The sequence below is a fragment of the Nocardioides coralli genome, from assembly GCF_019880385.1.
GTDB classification, from domain to species: domain Bacteria; phylum Actinomycetota; class Actinomycetes; order Propionibacteriales; family Nocardioidaceae; genus Nocardioides; species Nocardioides coralli.
In genome coordinates this window covers 654001-670980 of record NZ_CP082273.1, presented here as the reverse complement: position 1 = coordinate 670980, position 16980 = coordinate 654001, and the positions used below count along the sequence as shown (strand labels likewise).

Below are 16980 nucleotides of genomic sequence, written 5' to 3'. Positions count from 1 at the left end.
CCTGACCGGACCGGGAACCATTTCGGCCACCCGGTGCGACAGTGAGGGCATGGAGGGTACGGGGGGCCGCAGTGACGCCGAGCTGATCGGGCTGGTCGCCGACGGTGACACCGGCGCCCTCAAGGAGCTCTACGACCGGCACGCCGCGTGGCTCCACGCCCGGCTGGTGCGCCGCTGCAACGACGCCGAGGTCGTCCTCGACGTCGTGCAGGACACCTTCGTCGCCCTGTGGAAGGACTCCCGACAGTTCCGCGGCGAGGGGGAGGTCGCGGCCTGGCTGTGGGGGATCGCCTTCCGTCGGATGGTGTCGCGGCTGAGGTCGCGCAAGGACCTGATCCTCCTCCCTGACTGGGAAACGACCCAGCCCGACGCCGCGCGGTCCAGCTCCACCGGGCCGAGCGCGGAGGACGAGGTGCTGCTCGGCGTGGAGTACGGCGACCTCGCCGGTGCCCTGCGCCGGCTGTCGCCGGAGTTCCGCGCGGTGGTGCAGGCCGTGGTCCTCGACGGGCTGACCACCAAGGAGGCCGGGCGGCTGCTCGGTGTCCGTGAGAACACCGTGAAGACCCGGCTCCACCGGGCCAAGGCGCAGCTGCGGGGCGCCCTCACCGAGCCGCAGGAGGGATGGCGATGAGCACCCGGACCTGGCACACCGACGACGAGCTGCTGGCGGCGTACGTCGCGGGCCGCCTCGACGCGGTCGCCGCCGCCTCGGTCGAGCAGCACCTGACGCGCTGCGCCGAGTGCCGCACCGCGATCCGCGGCCACGTCGACCCGAACCCGCTCGAGCTCGCCTGGCGCGGCGTCCGCGACGCCGTCCAGAGCCCGCCGCTGCCGCTGCCGATCCGGCTCGCCCGCCGGCTGGGGCTGCCCGACTCCACCGCGGTGCTGCTCGCCGCGGCCGCCTCGCTGCGGACCGCGTGGCTGGTCAGCGCCGTGGTCGCCGTCGCCTTCGCCGTGGTGGCCACCGCCCTCGCCGAGGGCCTCACGCTGGCCCCGTTCCTGCTGGTGGCACCGCTGGTGCCCGTGCTCGGGGTGGCCGCGGCGTACGGCCCGCAGGAGGACCCGCTGGAGACCCTGGTCGTGACCGCGCCCGTGGGCCGGACCCGGCTGGTCCTGATCCGCACGGTGGCGGTGCTGGTCACGGTGCTGCCGGCCACTGCGGCCCTGGGTCTGCTGCTTCCGGGTCCCCTCTGGGTGGCTGCGGCGTGGCTCGGCCCGGCGCTGATGCTGGTGCCGGTGCTGCTGGCGCTGTCGAGCTTCGTGGGCCCGCGTGCCGCCGCTGCGGTGGTCGCCGTCGGGTGGAGCGTGGTCGTCGTGGCCCCGCTGCGCCGGCTCCCGGCCACGTGGCCCATCGAGGCCGACCAGCAGCTCGCCTACCTCGTCCTGGCCGCGGTCGCGTGCCTGGTCCTCGTCATCCGCTCCCGGGCGGACCGTCAGATCGGAGCCGTTCTGTGAACGCCATCGACCTCAGCGGGGTCACCAAGTCCTACGGCCGGACGCAGGCGCTGGCCGGGGTCGACCTCGCCTTCGACCGCGGTGTCACCGGGCTGCTCGGGCCCAACGGCGCCGGCAAGACCACGCTGCTGCGGATCGTCGCGACCTCGATCGCCGCCGACCGCGGCGAGGTGCGGCTGCTCGGCCGTGACCCGCACGCCTCCCACGCCGAGGTGACCGCCGTCCGCCGCGAGCTCGGCTACCTGCCGCAGGAGCTCGGGTTCCCCTCCGACATGACCGCCTTCGGGTTCGTCGAGTACGTCGCCGTCCTGAAGGAGTGGAACGACCGCGACCGCCGGGCCCGTGAGGTACGCCGGGTGCTCGACCTGGTGGGTCTGGGCGACCTGGCCACCAAGCGCGTGGCCAAGCTGTCCGGCGGCCAGCGGCGCCGGGTCGGGCTCGCCCAGGCGCTCATCGGCGACCCGCGGATCCTGGTCCTCGACGAGCCAACGACCGGTCTCGACCCGACGCAGCGGGCCGACCTGCGACGTACCCTCTCGGCCGCCGCCGGCCAGTGCGCCGTGCTGCTCTCGACCCACCAGACCGAGGACGTCGCAGCGCTGTGCGAGCGGGTCGTCGTGCTCGCCGGCGGCTCGATCCGCTTCGACGGACCGGTCACCGAGATGGTCGCCACGGCCGCCGGCCAGGTCTGGCTCGCCGACGAGCCCGGCCCCGACGCGCTGGTCAGCTGGCGCACCGGTACCGGCCGACACCACGTCGTGGGCGGCACCCCGCCTCCGGGCGCGGCACCTGCCGAGCCCACGCTCGAGGACGCCTACCTGCTGATGCTCGGTGCGGACGCCCGCACCGCCCACGCCCCCGCCTGAGAACCCACCACACACACCGGGAGTCACCATGACCAGCATCTCGCTGCCCGCGACCGGCACCGCCGGCACCCGGGCGATGGCCGCCATCGAGGCCCGACGGCTCGCGCGGCACCCCGCCTTCCTCGTGGGCACCCTGCTCGCCTTCGGCGTCCTGGCGCTCACCATCGTCCTCGACGACGACCCCGTCGCGTCCGACCTCCTCTCGGTCCCGGTGCTGCCGGCCTTCTTCATCGGCCTCCCCAGCCTGGTGGCCACCGCCCGGCTCACGCGGTCGACCGAGACGGCCGTCGAGGCGGTCGCCACCGCTCCGGGCACCGAGGCGCGGCGCACCGCCGCCCTGCTGGCGGCCTGCGTCGTGCCGTTCGCGGCGGGTGTCGTCTTCACGGGCGCGGTGCTGGTCCTGACCGCGATCATGGGTGTGCATCCCCACGAGTGGTGGTTCGGCACCATGCCCGACTGGCAGGTCTGGAGCATCCTCGTCGCCCTGGGCCCCGTCGCGTGCCTGGGCGGCGCCGTGGTGGGCGTGCTGGTCGGCCGGTGGCTCCACTTCCCCGGAGCGGCGGCGGTGGCCGTGGTGGCCCTCGTGGCGCTGAGCATCCTCGCCGAGCTCCCCGCCGACACCGAGGAGTCGAGGATGCGGCTGTGGGCGCCGTGGGCGCTCTGGCACTCGGGCAGCTGGCCCGACGGCACCGCCTTCGTCTACGCCGGCAACCCCGCCTTCTACACCGGCTACCTGCTGTGCCTGTGTGCCGCTGCCGGGCTGGTCGCGATCTGGCACGACCGCACCGCGCGCAGCTCGCGGCTCACCACCGCGATCGTCGGTGTCACCGTCGTCGGACTGGCCTGCCTGGCCCTCGCGACGACCACCGGACCGTCGGAGAACCGCCAGTCGAAGCCTGTCCCGTTCCAGGTCGCCACGTGACCCAGCGGGCCTGGTACCTCCGCCGCGGCGTGGCGTGGCAGCCGGTCCTCGGCTGCTGCGCCGCCGCGGCGGTCGTGGCTGCGCTCGTCGCACGCTGGCCCGAGAGCTCCCCGATGATGCTGCCGGCCCTGCTCGCCTGCTGCGCCGCCGCCGCGGGCTTCGTCTTCGACGAGCCGGCCACCTCGGTCGTGACCGTCACCCCGCGCGGCAGCGACTGGCGGCGTACGGCGCGGGCCGCCGTGGCCCTGCTGCCGCTCGCCCTCTGGGCGGCCGTCGTGCTGGCACGTCCCGGCGACCTGCCGCTGTCGCGGCCCGGTTGGCTGCTGATCGGTGCTGTCGCCGTCGGCACGGGCCTCGGCGCCGCCGGTCTCGCATCGCGGCGGGGCGTGGCGCGACCCGGCTCCGGGCTGGCCGCCGTGCTCGCCGTCGCGATCCTCGCCCCCGTGGTCACCGTCGGGTTCCTGGGCATCGACTCGCCCTACCCGCTGGGGCCGTTCAGCGACCCGGTCCGGACCGCCTGGCTGGTCGCCGCCGGCGTCGCGGGCCTGCTCCTGCTCGCCGCGCTCGCCCCCGTGTCCGACCGCACCGTAGCCCGGCTCGTCGGCACCCCACGCTGACGCATCCTGAGGCACGCACGCGCGACCCGTGGCACCCGGGGACGACAGCGACGACAATCGGCAAGGTGACGGGCTCGCGCGACGCGGCGAGAGCCGACCGGCTCGCGGCCGGCTGGCGACACCTGGCGGCCGCGGAGTGGGACTCTGCCCGCGCCGCCTTCGCCGGCTCGCTCGGTGACGACCCCGGCACCCACGAGGGGTTGAGCTGGGCCGCCTGGTGGCTCGACGACGCCGACACCGTCTTCGCGGCGCGCGAGGCGGCCTACCGGCTCTACCTCACGCGGCAGAGCCCGGTCGACGCCGCCCGGATGGCGACCTGGCTCGCCGCCGACGAGGTCGACTTCCGGGGCGCCACGGCCGTGGCGCAGGGCTGGCTCCGTCGCGCCCACCAACACCTGCACGGCCTCCCGGACGTGCCCGAGCACGGGTGGCTCGCCTTCCAGGAGGGCTACCTCGCGCGGATCGTCGGCGACACCGGGCGGGCGCTCGAGCTGGCGACCCGGGCGGCCGAGGTCGGCCGGGACCTCGGCGTGCCCGACCTGGAGGTCCTCGGGCTGGCGCTCCGCGGTGCCGTGCTCGTCTCGGAGGCGGACGTCGAGGAAGGCATGGGATGCCTCGACGAGGCCACCGCCGCCGCCCTCGCCGGCGAGACCACCATCCCGATCTCGGGGGCCTGGGCCTGCTGCTTCCTCGTGGGCTCCTGCAACGCGGTGCGCGACTTCGAGCGGGCGGGTCAGTGGTGCGAGCGGATCGAGGAGCTCGCCGAGCGCTACGGCAGCCGCTACCTGCTGGCGACGTGCCGGGCCGAGTACGGCGCCGTCTACCTGTGGCAGGGCAGGTGGCGCGACGCCGAGACCATGCTCGAGGGCTCGGTCGAGGACTTCGGACGCTCCCGGCCGGGGATGGTCGGCCGCCCGATCGAGGGCCTGGCCGAGCTGCGCCGCCGGCAGGGACGGGCCGACGACGCCCGGTCCCTCCTCGAGCGCGCCGGCGGGTCGACGCCGGCCTGGTTGACCCGGGCGCGCCTCGCCCTCGACGAGGGTCGGCCGGGCCGGGCGGTCGAGCTGGCCGAGCGCCACCTCCGCGGCACCTCCGAGCGGTCGCGGCTCACCCGTGCGCCGGCGTACGAGCTGCTGGTCCGGGCCCGGGTGGCCAGCGGCGACCTGGCCGGTGCCCGCGACGCCCTCGGGTCGCTGCAGGAGGTCTCCCGCCTGATCGGGACCGAACCCGTGCTGGCTGCCGCCGACGCCGCCCGCGGGGTCGTCGACGCCGCCGCGGGGGAGCACGAGTCGGGGCGGCGGCTCCTCGAGGACGCCGTCGACCGCTTCGACCGGTTGGGTGCGCCGTACGAGGCGGCCGTGGCACGGCTCGACCTCGCCACCACCCTCACCGCCCTCGGCCGCGGCCACGAGGCGCACCGCGAGGCGGAGGCGGCGTGCGCAGTGCTGGTCGGCCTCGGCGCGGAGGCCGAGGCACGACGGGCCCGCGACCTGCTGGGACGGACCGGGGCGGAGCGCGAGGAGGGACTGACCCCGCGCGAGCAGGAGGTGCTGTCCCTCGTCGCCGAGGGGCTGGCCAACAGGGACGTCGCGGAGCGGCTCGGGATCTCCGAGCACACCGTCCACCGGCACGTCACCAACCTCCTGCGCAAGCTCGGCCTGACCTCCCGCACCGCCGCGGCCGCCCACTGGCTCCAGCGCGACACCGGCCGGGGGTGACGGCCCTCCGGGCGTAGCCAGAACCGGCCAGTCCGGGGGCCACCGACGTGGTCGGTTACGGCGAAGCGCACCCCTCCCTCGCGGACCTACGGTCGCCCCAAGAGTCGCCAAGAGGGTCGCCGAGCGTGCGACCCGGCCGAGGAGGAGCCATGACCAGGGTGAGGACCGAGGCGCCCTACAGCACCGAGCTGGACCGACAGCTCAAGGCCGCGACGCGGGCGGCGTGGGCGCAGGGCGACTACCACCGGTTCGCCAAGGCGACCGTGTGGGGCGGGGGTGAGGTGCTGGTCGAGGCCTGCGGGATCCGGGCCGGCGACCGGGTGCTCGACGTCGCCGCCGGCACGGGCAACACCGCCATCCGCGCCGCACAGCGCGGTGCCCGGGTGATCGCCTCGGACCTGACGCCGGAGAACTTCGAGGCGGGCCGACGCGAGGCCGCTGAGGTCGGGGTGGAGCTGGAGTGGGTGGAGGCGGACGCCGAGGCCCTGCCGTTCGCCGACGGGGAGTTCGACTGCGTGACGTCGTCGTTCGGCGCCCTGTTCGCCCCGGACCACCAGGTCGTCGCGGACGAGCTGACCCGCGTGTGCCGACCCGGCGGGACCATCGGGATGCTCAACTTCACGCCGACCGGACTGATCTCCGACTTCTTCGGTGCGCTCGCGCCCTACCTGCCGCCGCCACCGCCCGGCGCCCTGCCGCCGCCGTTGTGGGGGGACGAGGACCACGTCCGGTCGCTGTTCGGCGACCGCGTCAGCGACCTCCGCACCGAGCGCCGGACCTACCTCGAGCGGGCCGCGAGCCCGCAGGCCTACTGCGACCTGTTCACCGAGACCTTCGGGCCGGTCGCCGCGACGTACGCCGCGCTGGCCGACGACCCGGAGCGCCGGGCCGCCTTCGACCGCGACTTCCTCGCCTTCGCCACCGGGGCGAACCGCACGCCCGACGGGCCGGGCGCGGAGTACGCCTACGAGTACCTCGTGGTCGTCGCCACGAGGGCGTGACCGGTAGGTGTCAGCCGGCCGGGACGACGTGCGCGTCGGGCCCCGGGAAGGTGAGCCCCTCGTGCCCGTCGCTCCAGCGGACCAGGAACGGCGGGCCGCCGCCCTCGCCACGCACCTCGACGATCTCGCCCTCACGCCGAGGCGTGTCGACCTTGTTGCTCTCGACGACCAGGCGGTCGCCCACGTTCGCGTGCATCACACCACCTCCGTGCTTCCCTCCACCTTGCTCCGGCCCTGGGTCGGCGGCAAGGGCAGGATGGGCGGGTGACCCCCGACCAGCTCCCGGACCACCCGACCGTGCCCGCGCCCGCCCGGCCGCGGCCCAGACCCGAGGAGTCGGTCGCCCGCTGCCGCGAGTTCGCCGACGAGATGGCCGGGCGACGGACGATCCGGGACTTCTCGACCGAGGAGATCCCGCTCGAGGCCGTGCGCGAGGCCGTCCGGGCCGCCGCGACCGCGCCCAGCGGGGCGAACCTGCAGCCGTGGCGGTTCGTCGTCGTCACCGACGCCGAGCGCAAGCGGCTGCTGCGGCAGGGCGCCGAGGACGAGGAGCGCACCTTCTACGAGGCCCGCGCGTCGGAGGAGTGGCTGGCGGCCCTCGCCCCGCTCGGCACCGACTGGCGCAAGCCGTTCCTGGAGGAGGCGCCCGTCGTGATCGCGGTGTTCGAGGTCCACGGCAGTACGGAGACCCCGAAGCCCTACTACGCCAAGGAGTCGGTGGGCCTCGCGGTCGGCCTGCTGCTCGCGGCGCTCCACCGCGCCGGCTTCGCGACGCTGACCCACACCCCGTCGCCGATGAAGTGGATCAACCAGGTGCTGGAGCGGCCCGCGCACGAGCGGCCCTTCGTGCTGATCCCGGTGGGCTACCCGGCGCCGGACGCGCGGGTGCCCGACATCACCCGCAAGCCGCTCAGCGAGGTGCTGGTCGAGCTCTGAGCGGGGTCAGGCGGCCATCCACGCCAGGGTGCGCCGCACGATCTCCTCGCCGGCGTCCTCCTGCACGAAGTGCCCGCCGCTGACGCGGGCGTGCGGCTGCCCCGCGGCGCCGGGGAGGTGGCGCTGCAGCGGGCGGTCGGCCCGGCCGAGGATGGGGTCGCCGGTGCCGAAGACGGTCAGCACCGGCTTCTCCCACTCCCCCAGCCGACGCCAGGCCTCGCGGTTGGCGGGGACGGCGGGGTCGTCGGGAGTCGTCGGGACCAGCGCCGGGAAGGCCCGCGCGCCGGCCTGGTGGGCGCGGGTCGGGAACGGCGCGTCGTACGCCGCTCGCTCGGCCCGCCCCAGCCGGCGGCGCGTGCCGGCCTCGACGATCCAGCCCGCCGGGAACACCGGGGTCCGCACGGCGAAGCCCCGCCACAGCCGGAACGCCGTCGGGGCGGGCCGGTCGGCGATGGGCAGGAAGCCGTTGGCGACGACGATCCGGTCGAACCGGTCGGGCTGCTCGGCGACCAGCCGCAGCCCGAGCAGCGAGCCCCAGTCCTGGCAGACGAGCGTGATCCGGCGCAGGTCGTGGGCCAGCAGCCACTCGGTCAGCCAGTCCATGTGTGACTGGTAGCTGTAGTCGTGACGGCGGCGGGGCTTGTCGGACTTGCCGAACCCGATCAGGTCGGGGGCGACCGCCCGCAACCCGGCGTCGGCGAAGCCGCGGACCATGTGGCGGTAGAGATAGCTCCACGTGGGCTCGCCGTGGAGCATCAGCACCGGGTCCGCGTCAGCCGGGCCCTCGTCCACGTGGTGCATCCGCAACCCGTTCGCGAGCTCGGTCCAATGAGGTGCGAAGGGGTAGTCGGGGAGGTCCCGGAACCGTTCGTCGGGGGTGCGCAGCGCGTCGGTCACGGGGTCAGCCTCCCACCGGCGCCGGGCCGAACCGGCCGTAGGTGACGACGGCGGCCAGCACCAGGAGGGTGCTCGTGACACCGACGTACTGCCACTCGCCCCGGCGCACGTGGGTCCCGGCCGCCGCGAGCATGAGCAGCACGAGGCCGAGAGCCGCGAGCGGCACGACGACGGTGGCGATGTCGAGCACCGCCGGGAGGATCAGCCCGACCACGGCGAGCAGCTCCAGCACGCCGATCATGCGGATCGTCGGCTGCGAGAAGTCCTCGACCCAGCCCATCCCTGCCTGGTGGAGGTCCTCCTTGGTCCTCGTCAGCTTCATCACCCCGGCGCCGAGGAAGGCCACGGCGAGCCCCACGGTGAGCACCCACAGGAAGATGTTCATACCGGGGCAACCCGCACCGGCGCGCAGATATGCCGGGCGCGGGATGATGGTGGCGTGCTCGCCACCGCGGAGCAGTTCGAGCCCTACGGCACCGCCCACCTGGTGGCGGTGCTGGTCCTGGTGGGCGGGGCGGTGGGTCTGGCCGTCGCGGGCCGACGCGTGCGCGACGACCGCGACCGGCTCGGCAAGGTGCTGGCGATCGCGATCCTCGTGACCACCATCCCGCTCCAGGTCCTGTACTTCACGCCCGCCTACTGGGACCTGCAGACCACGATCCCGATCCAGCTGTGCGACGTGGCCTCGGTCGTGGCGGCGTACGCGCTCTGGACGCGACGGTGGTGGGCCGTGGCCCTGACCTACTTCTGGGGTCTCACCCTCACCCCCCAGGCCATCGCGACCCCGACGCTGGAGCAGCCCGTCGGCCACCCGGTGTTCTGGCTGTTCTGGGGGATGCACATCGGCACGATCTGGGCCGCGGCCTACCTGACGTGGGGGCGCCGGGTGACGCCGGACTGGCGCGGCTACCGGCTCGCCGTGGCTGTGACCGCGGTGTGGGCGCTCGCCGTGTTCGGCTTCAACCTGCTGGCCGGCACCAACTACGGGTTCCTCAACCGCAAGCCCGGCAGCGCCACCATCCTCGACCTGCTCGGCCCGTGGCCCTGGTACGTCGCGGCGGAGATCGCCATCCTGCTGGCGGCGTGGGCGCTGGCGACGTGGCCGTGGGTGCGGGCGCGCAGCCGGGCACCGGCAGACCCTGTGGACAGCGCTCGCCGCTGACCGCGGATCTCGGTGATGCTCGGGGCATGCAGATCGTTCTCGGGCACACCACCGTCGACGACGCGCTCGCGGCGGTCGGCGGGGCGGTCGCCGAGCTGGCGGAGACGCGCACGTCGGCCGCGCGCCAGGTCGGGCTGCTCCTCGACGGGAGCTGGGCGGGAGCGGCCGCGGCGTCCTTCGACGAGGCGTGGCAGGACTGGCTGGCCGGCGAGGAAGAGGTCCGGGAGGCGCTGGGTGCGCTCCGGGACGCCCTCGCGGCCACCCGGCGCGACCTGACGGCGACCGACACGGCGACGGCCGCCGGGCTCGACCGGCTCCACGGGCGGTTGGGCGGATGACCCCCGAGCGGTTCCGCGTCGACCTCGACCACCTCGCCGACGTGGTCGCGCAGCTGGAACGTGACCATGCCCGGCTGGTCGCGCTGGCCGACCGCCTCGGCGCCCGGGTCGCGCGGCTGCACGACGACTGGGAGGGCGCCGCGGCCGCGGCGCACCTCGTCGCGCAGGCGAGGTGGGACCACGGCTTCGCGCAGATGCGCACGGCGCTCGCGGCGATGGCCGGCGCCGCCGGGACCGCCCGCCGCAACTACGCGACGGCCGGGGAGACGAACCTCGCGATGTGGCGGCAGGTCGGATGATCCTCGACGTCGAGGCCGGCAGCTACGTCGCCGCGGCGGACGCGTTCCGCACCGGCAACCACGCGGTCGCCGAGGCCCACGATCTCCTCGTGACCGGACTCGCCCCGCTGGCCGGGATGGCGGGTGACGACGCCTCCGGCACCGAGTTCGCGGCGGCGTACGACGGAGCAGCGGACGAGCTGCTCGCCGGCGTCCGGGACGCCGTGACCGCCTTCGCGACCCTCGGGCGGCTGACCCGGGAGTCGGCCGACAACCACCGACGGGCCGAGGCACGCTCGCTGGTCGGCGGCTCGGTAGTCGTCGAGCCGTGTGCGCCGGTGGCCGACGACGCCGACCGAGCGGTGCTCCCGACGACGCTGCCGACCTCGCTGGGCGGTGACCTGCCAGCGCTGACGCCACAGCAGGCCTGGGTCCTCGACCACCTCGAGGGCTTCGTGTGGCCCGACGCCGACGTCGCCGCACTCCGCGCGGCGTCGGCCGTGTGGCGCCGCATCGGCGGGTCGCTCCGCGACGCCGCCGGGTTCGCCGGGGTGGCTGCCACCACGCTCGAGTCCCAGCGCTCCCCCGAGATCCCGCTGGCCGTCGACGCGGCGAGCGACCTGCGCGCGACCGTCGACGAGCTGGCGGACTCCTGCTTCGGGCTCGGCGTGAAGTGCGAGGCGTACGCCGACGCGGTCGAGGTTCGTCGCGCCGAGGTCCTGGCGCTGGTGCACGAGGTGCTCCGGCTCGTCGTCGAGGGGGTCGTGATCGGCGCCGCCCTCGCGGCCGTCACCGCCGGCGCCGGAGCGGCGGTGGGTCTGGGCGCCATCGCCGCGCGCGTCGCGAAGCAGTCGCCCCGCTTCCTCGCCGTGCTGGCGTCGCTGCGGTCGACCACGTCGGCGATCGCGGCCTCGGTCCGTGCCACCCGTGCCTCGGTCGCCACCCAGCGGGCGCGGCTCGACCGCTTCCTCGGCCTGCCCACCCGCACCGAGGCGGGCCACCTCGTCCTCGGCCCTGCCCGCTGGCGCCGCGGCTGGCTCCGGGCCCACGAGCGCGGTGGGGGTCACACGATCAGCAAGCACGTGGGCCAGAGCGAGGCTCAGCTCGCGCAACGTCGCGCCGCCGAGGGGTTGCCCTACGCGTCGTCCTTCCGCAATCAGGACGAGGCAGAGACCTTCGTCGCCGCCGCCCTTCGCGGCAACGCGCAGAAGGTCGACGACTGGATGTCCGGCGGCGGAGGGCGCAACCTTCTCGTCAGCCATGACCTCGGTCGCCCTGTCGGGATCAGCGTGGGACCCGCTGGACCCGAGTTCCCCACCGGACTCCGCGTGATTCTGCGCAAGGATGCCGGAATGCCCGACGGATTCCGGGTTGTGACCGGATTCCCCCACCCGGTAGGGAGATGACGTGGACACCCCACTCCTGGAGAACCTGCTCGGCGCCTACTTCCACCCCGACTGGCGACACGAAGGCACGGAGCAGCAGCAGATAGACGCCTTCCTGCAGGCCGACCCCGAGCTGGCGGAGCAGCTGCGGAAGGAGGTCGATCACGTCCTTGCCGGGGCGCCCTCTGACGAGGCGCTCGAGAGCGTGCTGTGGCACAAGGGGTCCTACTACCTGGGCGATCCGGAACGTGGTGGCCCCCGCGCGTTCCTCGAGCGCATCGCCGAGCGCGCCCGCACCCACGGCCCCTGAGCCGCTTCCCCGGTTGCCCGGCCGACGCCCGCTGACCGCCCCATTACCGCCCCGTTACCGCTCCGAGACCGGGTGGATACCGACGTGCGGCACAACGGTGGCCACTGACGACTGCAGACACGACACGAGGGGGAGCCGTCATGACCATCACCACCGCCCACCCGGGACACCATCACATCTCCGTCAAGAGCGCCGCGCTCGCCATGGGAGGGGCCCTGCTGACCGTCGGGGCCGGCTTCGGGATCGCCGCGCTGACCGGCGACGACGTCACCTCCCCGGGCCGGCAGCCCGCGAAGGTCGTGAACACCGGCGGCGCCTGGGACTCCTGGGACCGTCGCGGCAACCGCAACTCCGTCCCGGGCACCGAGAACGGCGTCCGCGACTCGTGGATGCGACCGGGGACCACCGACCGGGGCTGACGCGCCTCACGCACACACGTCGACGTAGGGCCGCTCGCCGAACCACTCCTGCCACTCGGTGGGGTCGAGCCCGCCGTCGAGGATGCGGCAGGCCGTGCGAAGCGCGTGCTCGGGGCTGGTCCGCCAGATGTAGGCCGCGCCGTCGCTGTACTGCAGGAACAGCGTGTCGGCGTCGAGGAACAACGGCTGCACCTGCGAGTCTCCCGGCTGCACGGTCCCGAGCAGCTCGGCGGTGCGACCGTCCCAGAGGCTGACGCTGCCCATCCCGTCGGCGGTCGCGATGAGCCGACCGTCGGGAGAGAACGTCGGCAGCTGGCCCTCGGCCTCCGCGGCGCCGGTGCGGTCCTGGGACACCGTGGACGCAGCGGTGGCGAGGTCGACGATCTCGACCCCCGCCGGACCGGAGACGGCCATCCGGCTGCGGTCCGGCGACAGCACCAGGGCCGTGCCGGGCTGCCGGAGCGATCCCGACCTCACCGTCTGACCGGTCTCGAGGTCGACGACCCGCCACCGGTCGGTCACGGTGTAGCCGAAGGCGCTGTTGTTGGGCTCCGCGGTGATGAGGACGGCCGTCTCGTCCCCCGCACCGAGCGCTGCGTCGGTGACCCGGTTCGTCAGCTGGATCGGGCTGCCCACTGGCAGCAGGTCCTGCGCGTCGAGCAGGACGAGCCCGCGGGGGGTGACGGCGAAGATCCGCCTCCCGTCCTCGTCGTAGGCGAGCTGGCTGGCGCGGAAGGTGCGCGTGGTGACCAGCTCCTCCTCGCGCCAGTTCCAGACGCGCAACCGGTCGCGCGAGTCGACGAACGCGAGGTGCTCGTTGTCCGGGGACCACGCCGGTTCGAAGGTGTTGCCCGCCCAGCTCAGGCCCAGCTCGGCCACCGGCTGCTCCGTGACGCGCGACCGGATGTCGAGCACCGAGGCCCCGCGCGCCGGCTCGTAGGAGCTGGTCGCGACGACCGGCTCGTACGGCGAGCCGTAGCGCGTGACCCGGAAGTCCCCCGCCGTCCCCGGCGTGCCCCGACGCACCCGGGCGACGTAGCGCTCGAGGCCGGTGAGGCCGAACACGTCGAGGCGCGAGCCGTTCGGCACCAGCAGCCGGTCGCTGGCGAGGTCGAACCCGACGTCGTGCCCCTGGTCCTCCAGCACGATCTCCTCGAGCAGGTCCCCGGTGAGCACCTCCCACACGAAGACCGCCGGGTCGTCGGCGATCGCCGCGACCGTGCGCCCGTCGGGCGAGAACGCGACCTGTCGCACCTGTCCCTGCGGGCCCCGCAGCCGCTCCTCGATCTCGCCGGTGTCCTCGTCGACCAGCACCACCGTCGAGCCCTGGGCGTAGCCGAGCAGCGTGCCGGCCTGATTGATCGACAACCCCTGCCCGCCGTCCGGGGAGGTCCCGAGGAGCTCGCCCGTCCGCGTCGACCAGGTCCACCGGCCGGGGGGCGCGTCGGAGTTCCAGCCGGGCGATGCGTGGAGCCGGCGGCCGTCCGGGGAGAACGCCACGAAGAACGTGTCGCCGGGCAGCGATATCACCTGGCTCGGACGGGCGGGTCGCGCCAGGTCCCACAGGTAGATCAGGTTCTCCCCCTGCTGTGGTCCCTGCACCACACCCACGCTGACGGCCAGCTGGCGACCGTCGGAGCTGAGCTGGACGTCCGTGGGGTAGGCCCAGGGCGGCTGTCCGCCGGGCTGGCGGCGCGCCTCGGCGTACGTCGCGCTGTCGAGCAACCGGACGACCTCGTCCTCGATGGTGAGGACACCCACGGCCATGGTCGACCCGTTCCCGCTGAAGGCGAGCGGCGAGACGTTGCCGGCGACCGCCTGGACCGCGAGGCCCGGGTAGGGGTCGTATTGCCCCAGCTGCCGCAGGGTCTCGGTGTCGAGGAACCTGACCTGGTGGTTGTAGTCCATGAGGGCGGCCACGCTCCCGTCGGGACTGGAGCCCGACCACGCACCCGGCACCGGCCTGACGGCGACGAGCTCGGGGAACCGGGTCAGCGCCGCGAGCAGGCCCGCCTGGGACTCCGTGGACGGCTCCGCACCGAACGCCGCCGCAGCGAGCGCCAGCGACCGGTCGACGCCGGCGGCGAGCTGGGCCTGCGCAGCGACCCGGCGGGCGTCGGCGGTGCGGGTCACGTCGGCGGCACGGTTGGCCTGCCCGATGGCCAGCGTGCCGGTCACCGCCGACACGAGGAGCAGCAGGGCGGCCACGCCGAGCAGCGCGCGGAGCCGGCGGTTGGTGCGGGCCTGCCGGGCGGTCTGCTCGAGCAGGGAGCGCTTCTCGGCCCGGTGCCGCCTGCTGCCCGCGTCCAGGAAGTCGGCCTCCACCGGCGTGAGGTCCGGCTCGGTGCGGTCGCGCCACTCCAGCGCGGCGGCCAGCCGGTTGCCGCGGTAGAGCTCGTCGTCGGGCCGGCCCATGGAGTCCCAGGTGTCGGCGGCGATCGCCAGGTGGCGCAGGATCCGCTGGCCCTCGGTGTCCTCGTCGAGCCAGCCCTGCAGCCGCGGCCACGACCGCGCGAGCGCCTCGTGAGCCAGCTCGACGGCCTCGTCGTCGCTGCTGACCAGCCGCGCCGCGACCAGCCGCTCCATCATCCGGTCGTGCTCCGGGTCGGCGGTCAGCAGCCGCCGGGGCACCCGGCTGCGGACCGGTTCACCGTCCGGACCGGGGGACACCAGCCGCAGCATCACGTCGCGCAGCATCACCCGCTGGTCGCTCGACAGCTCCTCGTAGACCCGCTCGGCCGACCGGGCGACGGCGTCGCGGATCCCACCGGTGGACCGGTAGCCGTCGATCGTCAGCACCCCGCCCTCGCGCCGCTCCCACGTCTGGCGCAGGGCGTGGGACAGGTGGGGCAGCGCGCCCGGCTGGCCCTCGACCTCGGCGACGAGCAGCTCGACCAGGCCGGCGTCGAGACGCAGCCCGGCCAGCTGGGCGGGGCCCTCGATGGCGTCGCGCAGTGCGTCACCGCTCATCGGGGTGAGGACGAACAGGCCCTGCTCGACCAGCCGCGCGAAGACGGCGTACGCCGCCAGGTCGCCGAAGCGGTCCGCCCGCAGCGCCACGACCAGCCGGCCGCCGGCGGCGTGGAGGGTGAGGGCCGCGAAGAACTGCTCGACCTGGGCGGGGTCGTCGGGCGCCATCACCGCCTCCTCCGCCTGGTCGACGATGAGGACCACCCGGGGGTCCCGCGGCACGGCCGAGAGCGCGTCGAGGGGCCGGCGGCCGGGGGTGATGACCACGACCCGCTCCCCGTCGGCGCGCAGGGCTGCCGCCACGCCGGCCCGGACCAGCGAGGACTTGCCCGACCCCGAGGGCCCGACGACCGCGACGACCCCCGTGTCGGCCAGTCGCCGCCGGCACGCGGCGACGTCCTTCTCCCGGCCGAAGAAGGCGTCGCTGTCGGCGATGTCGTAGGGCACCAGACCGAGGTAGGGGCAGGCCCGGGCGGCGGTCGGCGTCGCCTCCTCCGGCTGGAGGTCGGGGTCCTGCCGCAGGATCCGGGTCTCGAGCTCGATCGCGTCCGGCCCCGGGTCGATGCCGAGCTCCTCCACCAACGTCCGACGCAGCTGGTGGAGGGTGCGGAGCGCGTCGGCCTGCTGCCCGGAGCGGTACTGGGCGAGCGCGAGCAGCTCCCAGCGACGTTCCCGCAGCGGCGCCTGCTCGACGAGCCGACGGGCGTCGACGAGGACGTCGCCGTGCCGGCCGTCGCGCAGCGCTGCGTCGACCCTCAGCTCCTCGGCGTCGCGGCGCAGCTCCCCCAGCCGGTCGGCCTCCTGCCGCCCCGGCTCCCAGTCGCTGAGCTCGACGAGCGCCTCACCGCGCCACATCGCCAGCGCCTGGTCGAGCAGGTAGGTGGCGCGGTCCGGCTCCCCCTGCGTCAGCAGCTCCCGCGCCCGCGCCACCAGCCGCTCGAACTCGCGGGCGTCGACCTCGCCCCTCGGCAGCGCGAGCCGGTAGGCGTGGCCGACGGTCTCGACGGCGCCGGGGCCCAGGGTCTTGCGGATCTGGACGATCGCGGTCTGCAGCGCCTTGGGCCAGGTCGCGGGGAGCCGGTCGCGCCACAGCGCCTCGGCCAGCTGCTCGCTGCTGACCGCCTCCCCGACCCGCAGTGCCAACGCTGCGAGGACCACGCGTTCGCGCCGAGCGAGCGTGGATTTCCCCCCATCTATCAGCAACGGGCCCAAGACCGCGATGCCCATCTGTCGAGAGTGGCCCTCCGGCGAGGAGCGGTCAATGGCCCCCTGTCGCTCCCATTACCGGGTCGTTACCGGCCCGAGACCGTCTGGATACCGGTGTCCTGCACAACGGTGACCACGACGACCGAAGGACAACACATCGAGGGGGAGCCGTCATGACCATCACCACCGCCCACCCGGGCCATCACCACATCTCCGTCAAGGCCACGGCACTCGCGTTCGCCGGAGCCCTGCTGGCCGTCGGGGCCGGCTTCGGGATCGCCAGCGTGGTGCTCGACGACGAGGTGCTCCCGATCACGCCGGCACCGGCGGAGTCGGAGTTCGACCTCGACCGGTACCCCGGCTTCGACCCCAACGGCTACGCCGGGACCAACCGCGAGGACCGCGCCTTCCAGCACCGTCGCTGAGCCCCGGAACAGGCGGGCATGGGCAGTTCGGCCCATGCCCGCTTGCCTGTCCTTTGGGTGCTCCGCCCGACGCGG

19 protein-coding genes are annotated in these 16980 nt (G+C 74.6%); 15 read left to right on the top strand and 4 right to left on the bottom strand.

Annotated elements, in window-relative coordinates:
* The first annotated feature begins 49 nt into the window (after positions 1 to 49).
* The 7 genes from K6T13_RS03320 (at position 50) to K6T13_RS03290 (ending at position 6579) form a co-directional block, all read left to right on the top strand.
* Positions 50 to 631, top strand: coding sequence for an RNA polymerase sigma factor (locus K6T13_RS03320; RefSeq protein ID WP_222897120.1), 582 nt, complete (start codon positions 50 to 52; stop codon positions 629 to 631).
* Positions 628 to 1455: a zf-HC2 domain-containing protein gene (locus tag K6T13_RS03315; protein ID WP_222897119.1), complete on the top strand. Its 828-nt coding sequence runs from the start codon at positions 628 to 630 to the stop codon at positions 1453 to 1455. The genes K6T13_RS03320 and K6T13_RS03315 overlap by 4 nt, the downstream gene beginning before the upstream one ends.
* A complete protein-coding gene (locus tag K6T13_RS03310; protein ID WP_222897118.1) occupies positions 1452 to 2321 on the top strand; it encodes an ATP-binding cassette domain-containing protein in 870 nt (289 codons plus the stop codon). Before K6T13_RS03315 ends, K6T13_RS03310 begins: the two co-directional genes overlap by 4 nt.
* A gap of 28 nt (positions 2322 to 2349) precedes the next feature.
* Complete coding sequence (locus tag K6T13_RS03305) at positions 2350 to 3243, top strand: hypothetical protein (RefSeq protein WP_222897117.1); 894 nt, start codon at positions 2350 to 2352, stop codon at positions 3241 to 3243.
* Positions 3240 to 3860 (top strand): hypothetical protein, encoded by a 621-nt coding sequence (locus tag K6T13_RS03300; RefSeq protein ID WP_222897116.1) that lies wholly within the window; start codon positions 3240 to 3242, stop codon positions 3858 to 3860. Before K6T13_RS03305 ends, K6T13_RS03300 begins: the two co-directional genes overlap by 4 nt.
* 65 nt (positions 3861 to 3925) lie before the next feature.
* The gene (locus K6T13_RS03295) at positions 3926 to 5578 is read left to right on the top strand and encodes a LuxR family transcriptional regulator (protein ID WP_222897115.1); all 1653 of its coding nucleotides are present in this window, start codon (positions 3926 to 3928) and stop codon (positions 5576 to 5578) included.
* A 149-nt stretch (positions 5579 to 5727) separates the two neighbouring features.
* A complete protein-coding gene (locus K6T13_RS03290; protein WP_222897114.1) occupies positions 5728 to 6579 on the top strand; it encodes a class I SAM-dependent methyltransferase in 852 nt (283 codons plus the stop codon).
* 10 nt (positions 6580 to 6589) lie between these two features.
* Here the strand turns inward: K6T13_RS03290 and K6T13_RS03285 are convergent, their stop codons facing one another.
* Positions 6590 to 6775 (bottom strand): DUF1918 domain-containing protein, encoded by a 186-nt coding sequence (locus tag K6T13_RS03285; protein ID WP_222897113.1) that lies wholly within the window; start codon positions 6773 to 6775, stop codon positions 6590 to 6592.
* A gap of 68 nt (positions 6776 to 6843) precedes the next feature.
* Between K6T13_RS03285 and K6T13_RS03280 the strand changes: the two genes are divergently transcribed.
* A complete protein-coding gene (locus K6T13_RS03280; RefSeq protein ID WP_222897112.1) occupies positions 6844 to 7515 on the top strand; it encodes a nitroreductase family protein in 672 nt (223 codons plus the stop codon).
* Between the two features lie 6 nt (positions 7516 to 7521).
* Here K6T13_RS03280 and K6T13_RS03275 read toward each other — a convergent pair whose 3' ends face one another.
* Both K6T13_RS03275 and K6T13_RS03270 read right to left on the bottom strand, forming a co-directional pair.
* On the bottom strand, positions 7522 to 8412 hold the full coding sequence (locus tag K6T13_RS03275) for a haloalkane dehalogenase (protein WP_222897111.1): 891 nt from the start codon (positions 8410 to 8412) through the stop codon (positions 7522 to 7524).
* Between the two features lie 4 nt (positions 8413 to 8416).
* Positions 8417 to 8797, bottom strand: coding sequence for a DoxX family protein (locus K6T13_RS03270; protein WP_222897110.1), 381 nt, complete (start codon positions 8795 to 8797; stop codon positions 8417 to 8419).
* Positions 8798 to 8851: 54 nt separating this feature from the next.
* Here K6T13_RS03270 and K6T13_RS03265 point away from each other — a divergent pair, with 54 nt between their 5' ends.
* From K6T13_RS03265 to K6T13_RS03240, 6 genes are all read left to right on the top strand, one after another.
* Positions 8852 to 9574 (top strand): YwaF family protein, encoded by a 723-nt coding sequence (locus K6T13_RS03265; protein WP_222897109.1) that lies wholly within the window; start codon positions 8852 to 8854, stop codon positions 9572 to 9574.
* A 26-nt stretch (positions 9575 to 9600) separates the two neighbouring features.
* Positions 9601 to 9912 (top strand): WXG100 family type VII secretion target, encoded by a 312-nt coding sequence (locus tag K6T13_RS03260; protein ID WP_222897108.1) that lies wholly within the window; start codon positions 9601 to 9603, stop codon positions 9910 to 9912.
* A complete protein-coding gene (locus K6T13_RS03255; protein ID WP_222897107.1) occupies positions 9909 to 10211 on the top strand; it encodes a WXG100 family type VII secretion target in 303 nt (100 codons plus the stop codon). Before K6T13_RS03260 ends, K6T13_RS03255 begins: the two co-directional genes overlap by 4 nt.
* Positions 10208 to 11596, top strand: a complete 1389-nt coding sequence (locus tag K6T13_RS03250; RefSeq protein WP_222897106.1) for an RNase A-like domain-containing protein — start codon at positions 10208 to 10210, stop codon at positions 11594 to 11596. The genes K6T13_RS03255 and K6T13_RS03250 overlap by 4 nt, the downstream gene beginning before the upstream one ends.
* Position 11597: 1 nt before the next feature.
* Complete coding sequence (locus tag K6T13_RS03245; protein WP_222897105.1) at positions 11598 to 11885, top strand: contact-dependent growth inhibition system immunity protein; 288 nt, start codon at positions 11598 to 11600, stop codon at positions 11883 to 11885.
* A 140-nt stretch (positions 11886 to 12025) separates the two neighbouring features.
* A complete protein-coding gene (locus tag K6T13_RS03240; RefSeq protein WP_222897104.1) occupies positions 12026 to 12304 on the top strand; it encodes a hypothetical protein in 279 nt (92 codons plus the stop codon).
* A gap of 6 nt (positions 12305 to 12310) precedes the next feature.
* Here the strand turns inward: K6T13_RS03240 and K6T13_RS03235 are convergent, their stop codons facing one another.
* Positions 12311 to 16501: an nSTAND1 domain-containing NTPase gene (locus K6T13_RS03235; protein WP_283247944.1), complete on the bottom strand. Its 4191-nt coding sequence runs from the start codon at positions 16499 to 16501 to the stop codon at positions 12311 to 12313.
* A gap of 152 nt (positions 16502 to 16653) precedes the next feature.
* Between K6T13_RS03235 and K6T13_RS03230 the strand changes: the two genes are divergently transcribed.
* Complete coding sequence (locus K6T13_RS03230; protein WP_222897102.1) at positions 16654 to 16905, top strand: hypothetical protein; 252 nt, start codon at positions 16654 to 16656, stop codon at positions 16903 to 16905.
* Positions 16906 to 16980 lie beyond the last annotated feature (75 nt).

Excerpts from the sequence above, each read along its gene's own strand:
- K6T13_RS03255 (WP_222897107.1), top strand. The coding sequence starts at position 9,909 with ATGACCCCCGAGCGGTTCCGCGTCGACCTCGACCACCTCGCCGACGTG.
- K6T13_RS03285 (WP_222897113.1), bottom strand. The coding sequence starts at position 6,775 with ATGCACGCGAACGTGGGCGACCGCCTGGTCGTCGAGAGCAACAAGGTC.
- K6T13_RS03315 (WP_222897119.1), top strand. The coding sequence starts at position 628 with ATGAGCACCCGGACCTGGCACACCGACGACGAGCTGCTGGCGGCGTAC.
- K6T13_RS03260 (WP_222897108.1), top strand. The coding sequence starts at position 9,601 with ATGCAGATCGTTCTCGGGCACACCACCGTCGACGACGCGCTCGCGGCG.
- K6T13_RS03290 (WP_222897114.1), top strand. The coding sequence starts at position 5,728 with ATGACCAGGGTGAGGACCGAGGCGCCCTACAGCACCGAGCTGGACCGA.
- K6T13_RS03270 (WP_222897110.1), bottom strand. The coding sequence starts at position 8,797 with ATGAACATCTTCCTGTGGGTGCTCACCGTGGGGCTCGCCGTGGCCTTC.
- K6T13_RS03235 (WP_283247944.1), bottom strand. The coding sequence starts at position 16,501 with ATGGGCATCGCGGTCTTGGGCCCGTTGCTGATAGATGGGGGGAAATCC.
- K6T13_RS03320 (WP_222897120.1), top strand. The coding sequence starts at position 50 with ATGGAGGGTACGGGGGGCCGCAGTGACGCCGAGCTGATCGGGCTGGTC.
- K6T13_RS03305 (WP_222897117.1), top strand. The coding sequence starts at position 2,350 with ATGACCAGCATCTCGCTGCCCGCGACCGGCACCGCCGGCACCCGGGCG.
- K6T13_RS03230 (WP_222897102.1), top strand. The coding sequence starts at position 16,654 with ATGACCATCACCACCGCCCACCCGGGCCATCACCACATCTCCGTCAAG.
- K6T13_RS03240 (WP_222897104.1), top strand. The coding sequence starts at position 12,026 with ATGACCATCACCACCGCCCACCCGGGACACCATCACATCTCCGTCAAG.
- K6T13_RS03250 (WP_222897106.1), top strand. The coding sequence starts at position 10,208 with ATGATCCTCGACGTCGAGGCCGGCAGCTACGTCGCCGCGGCGGACGCG.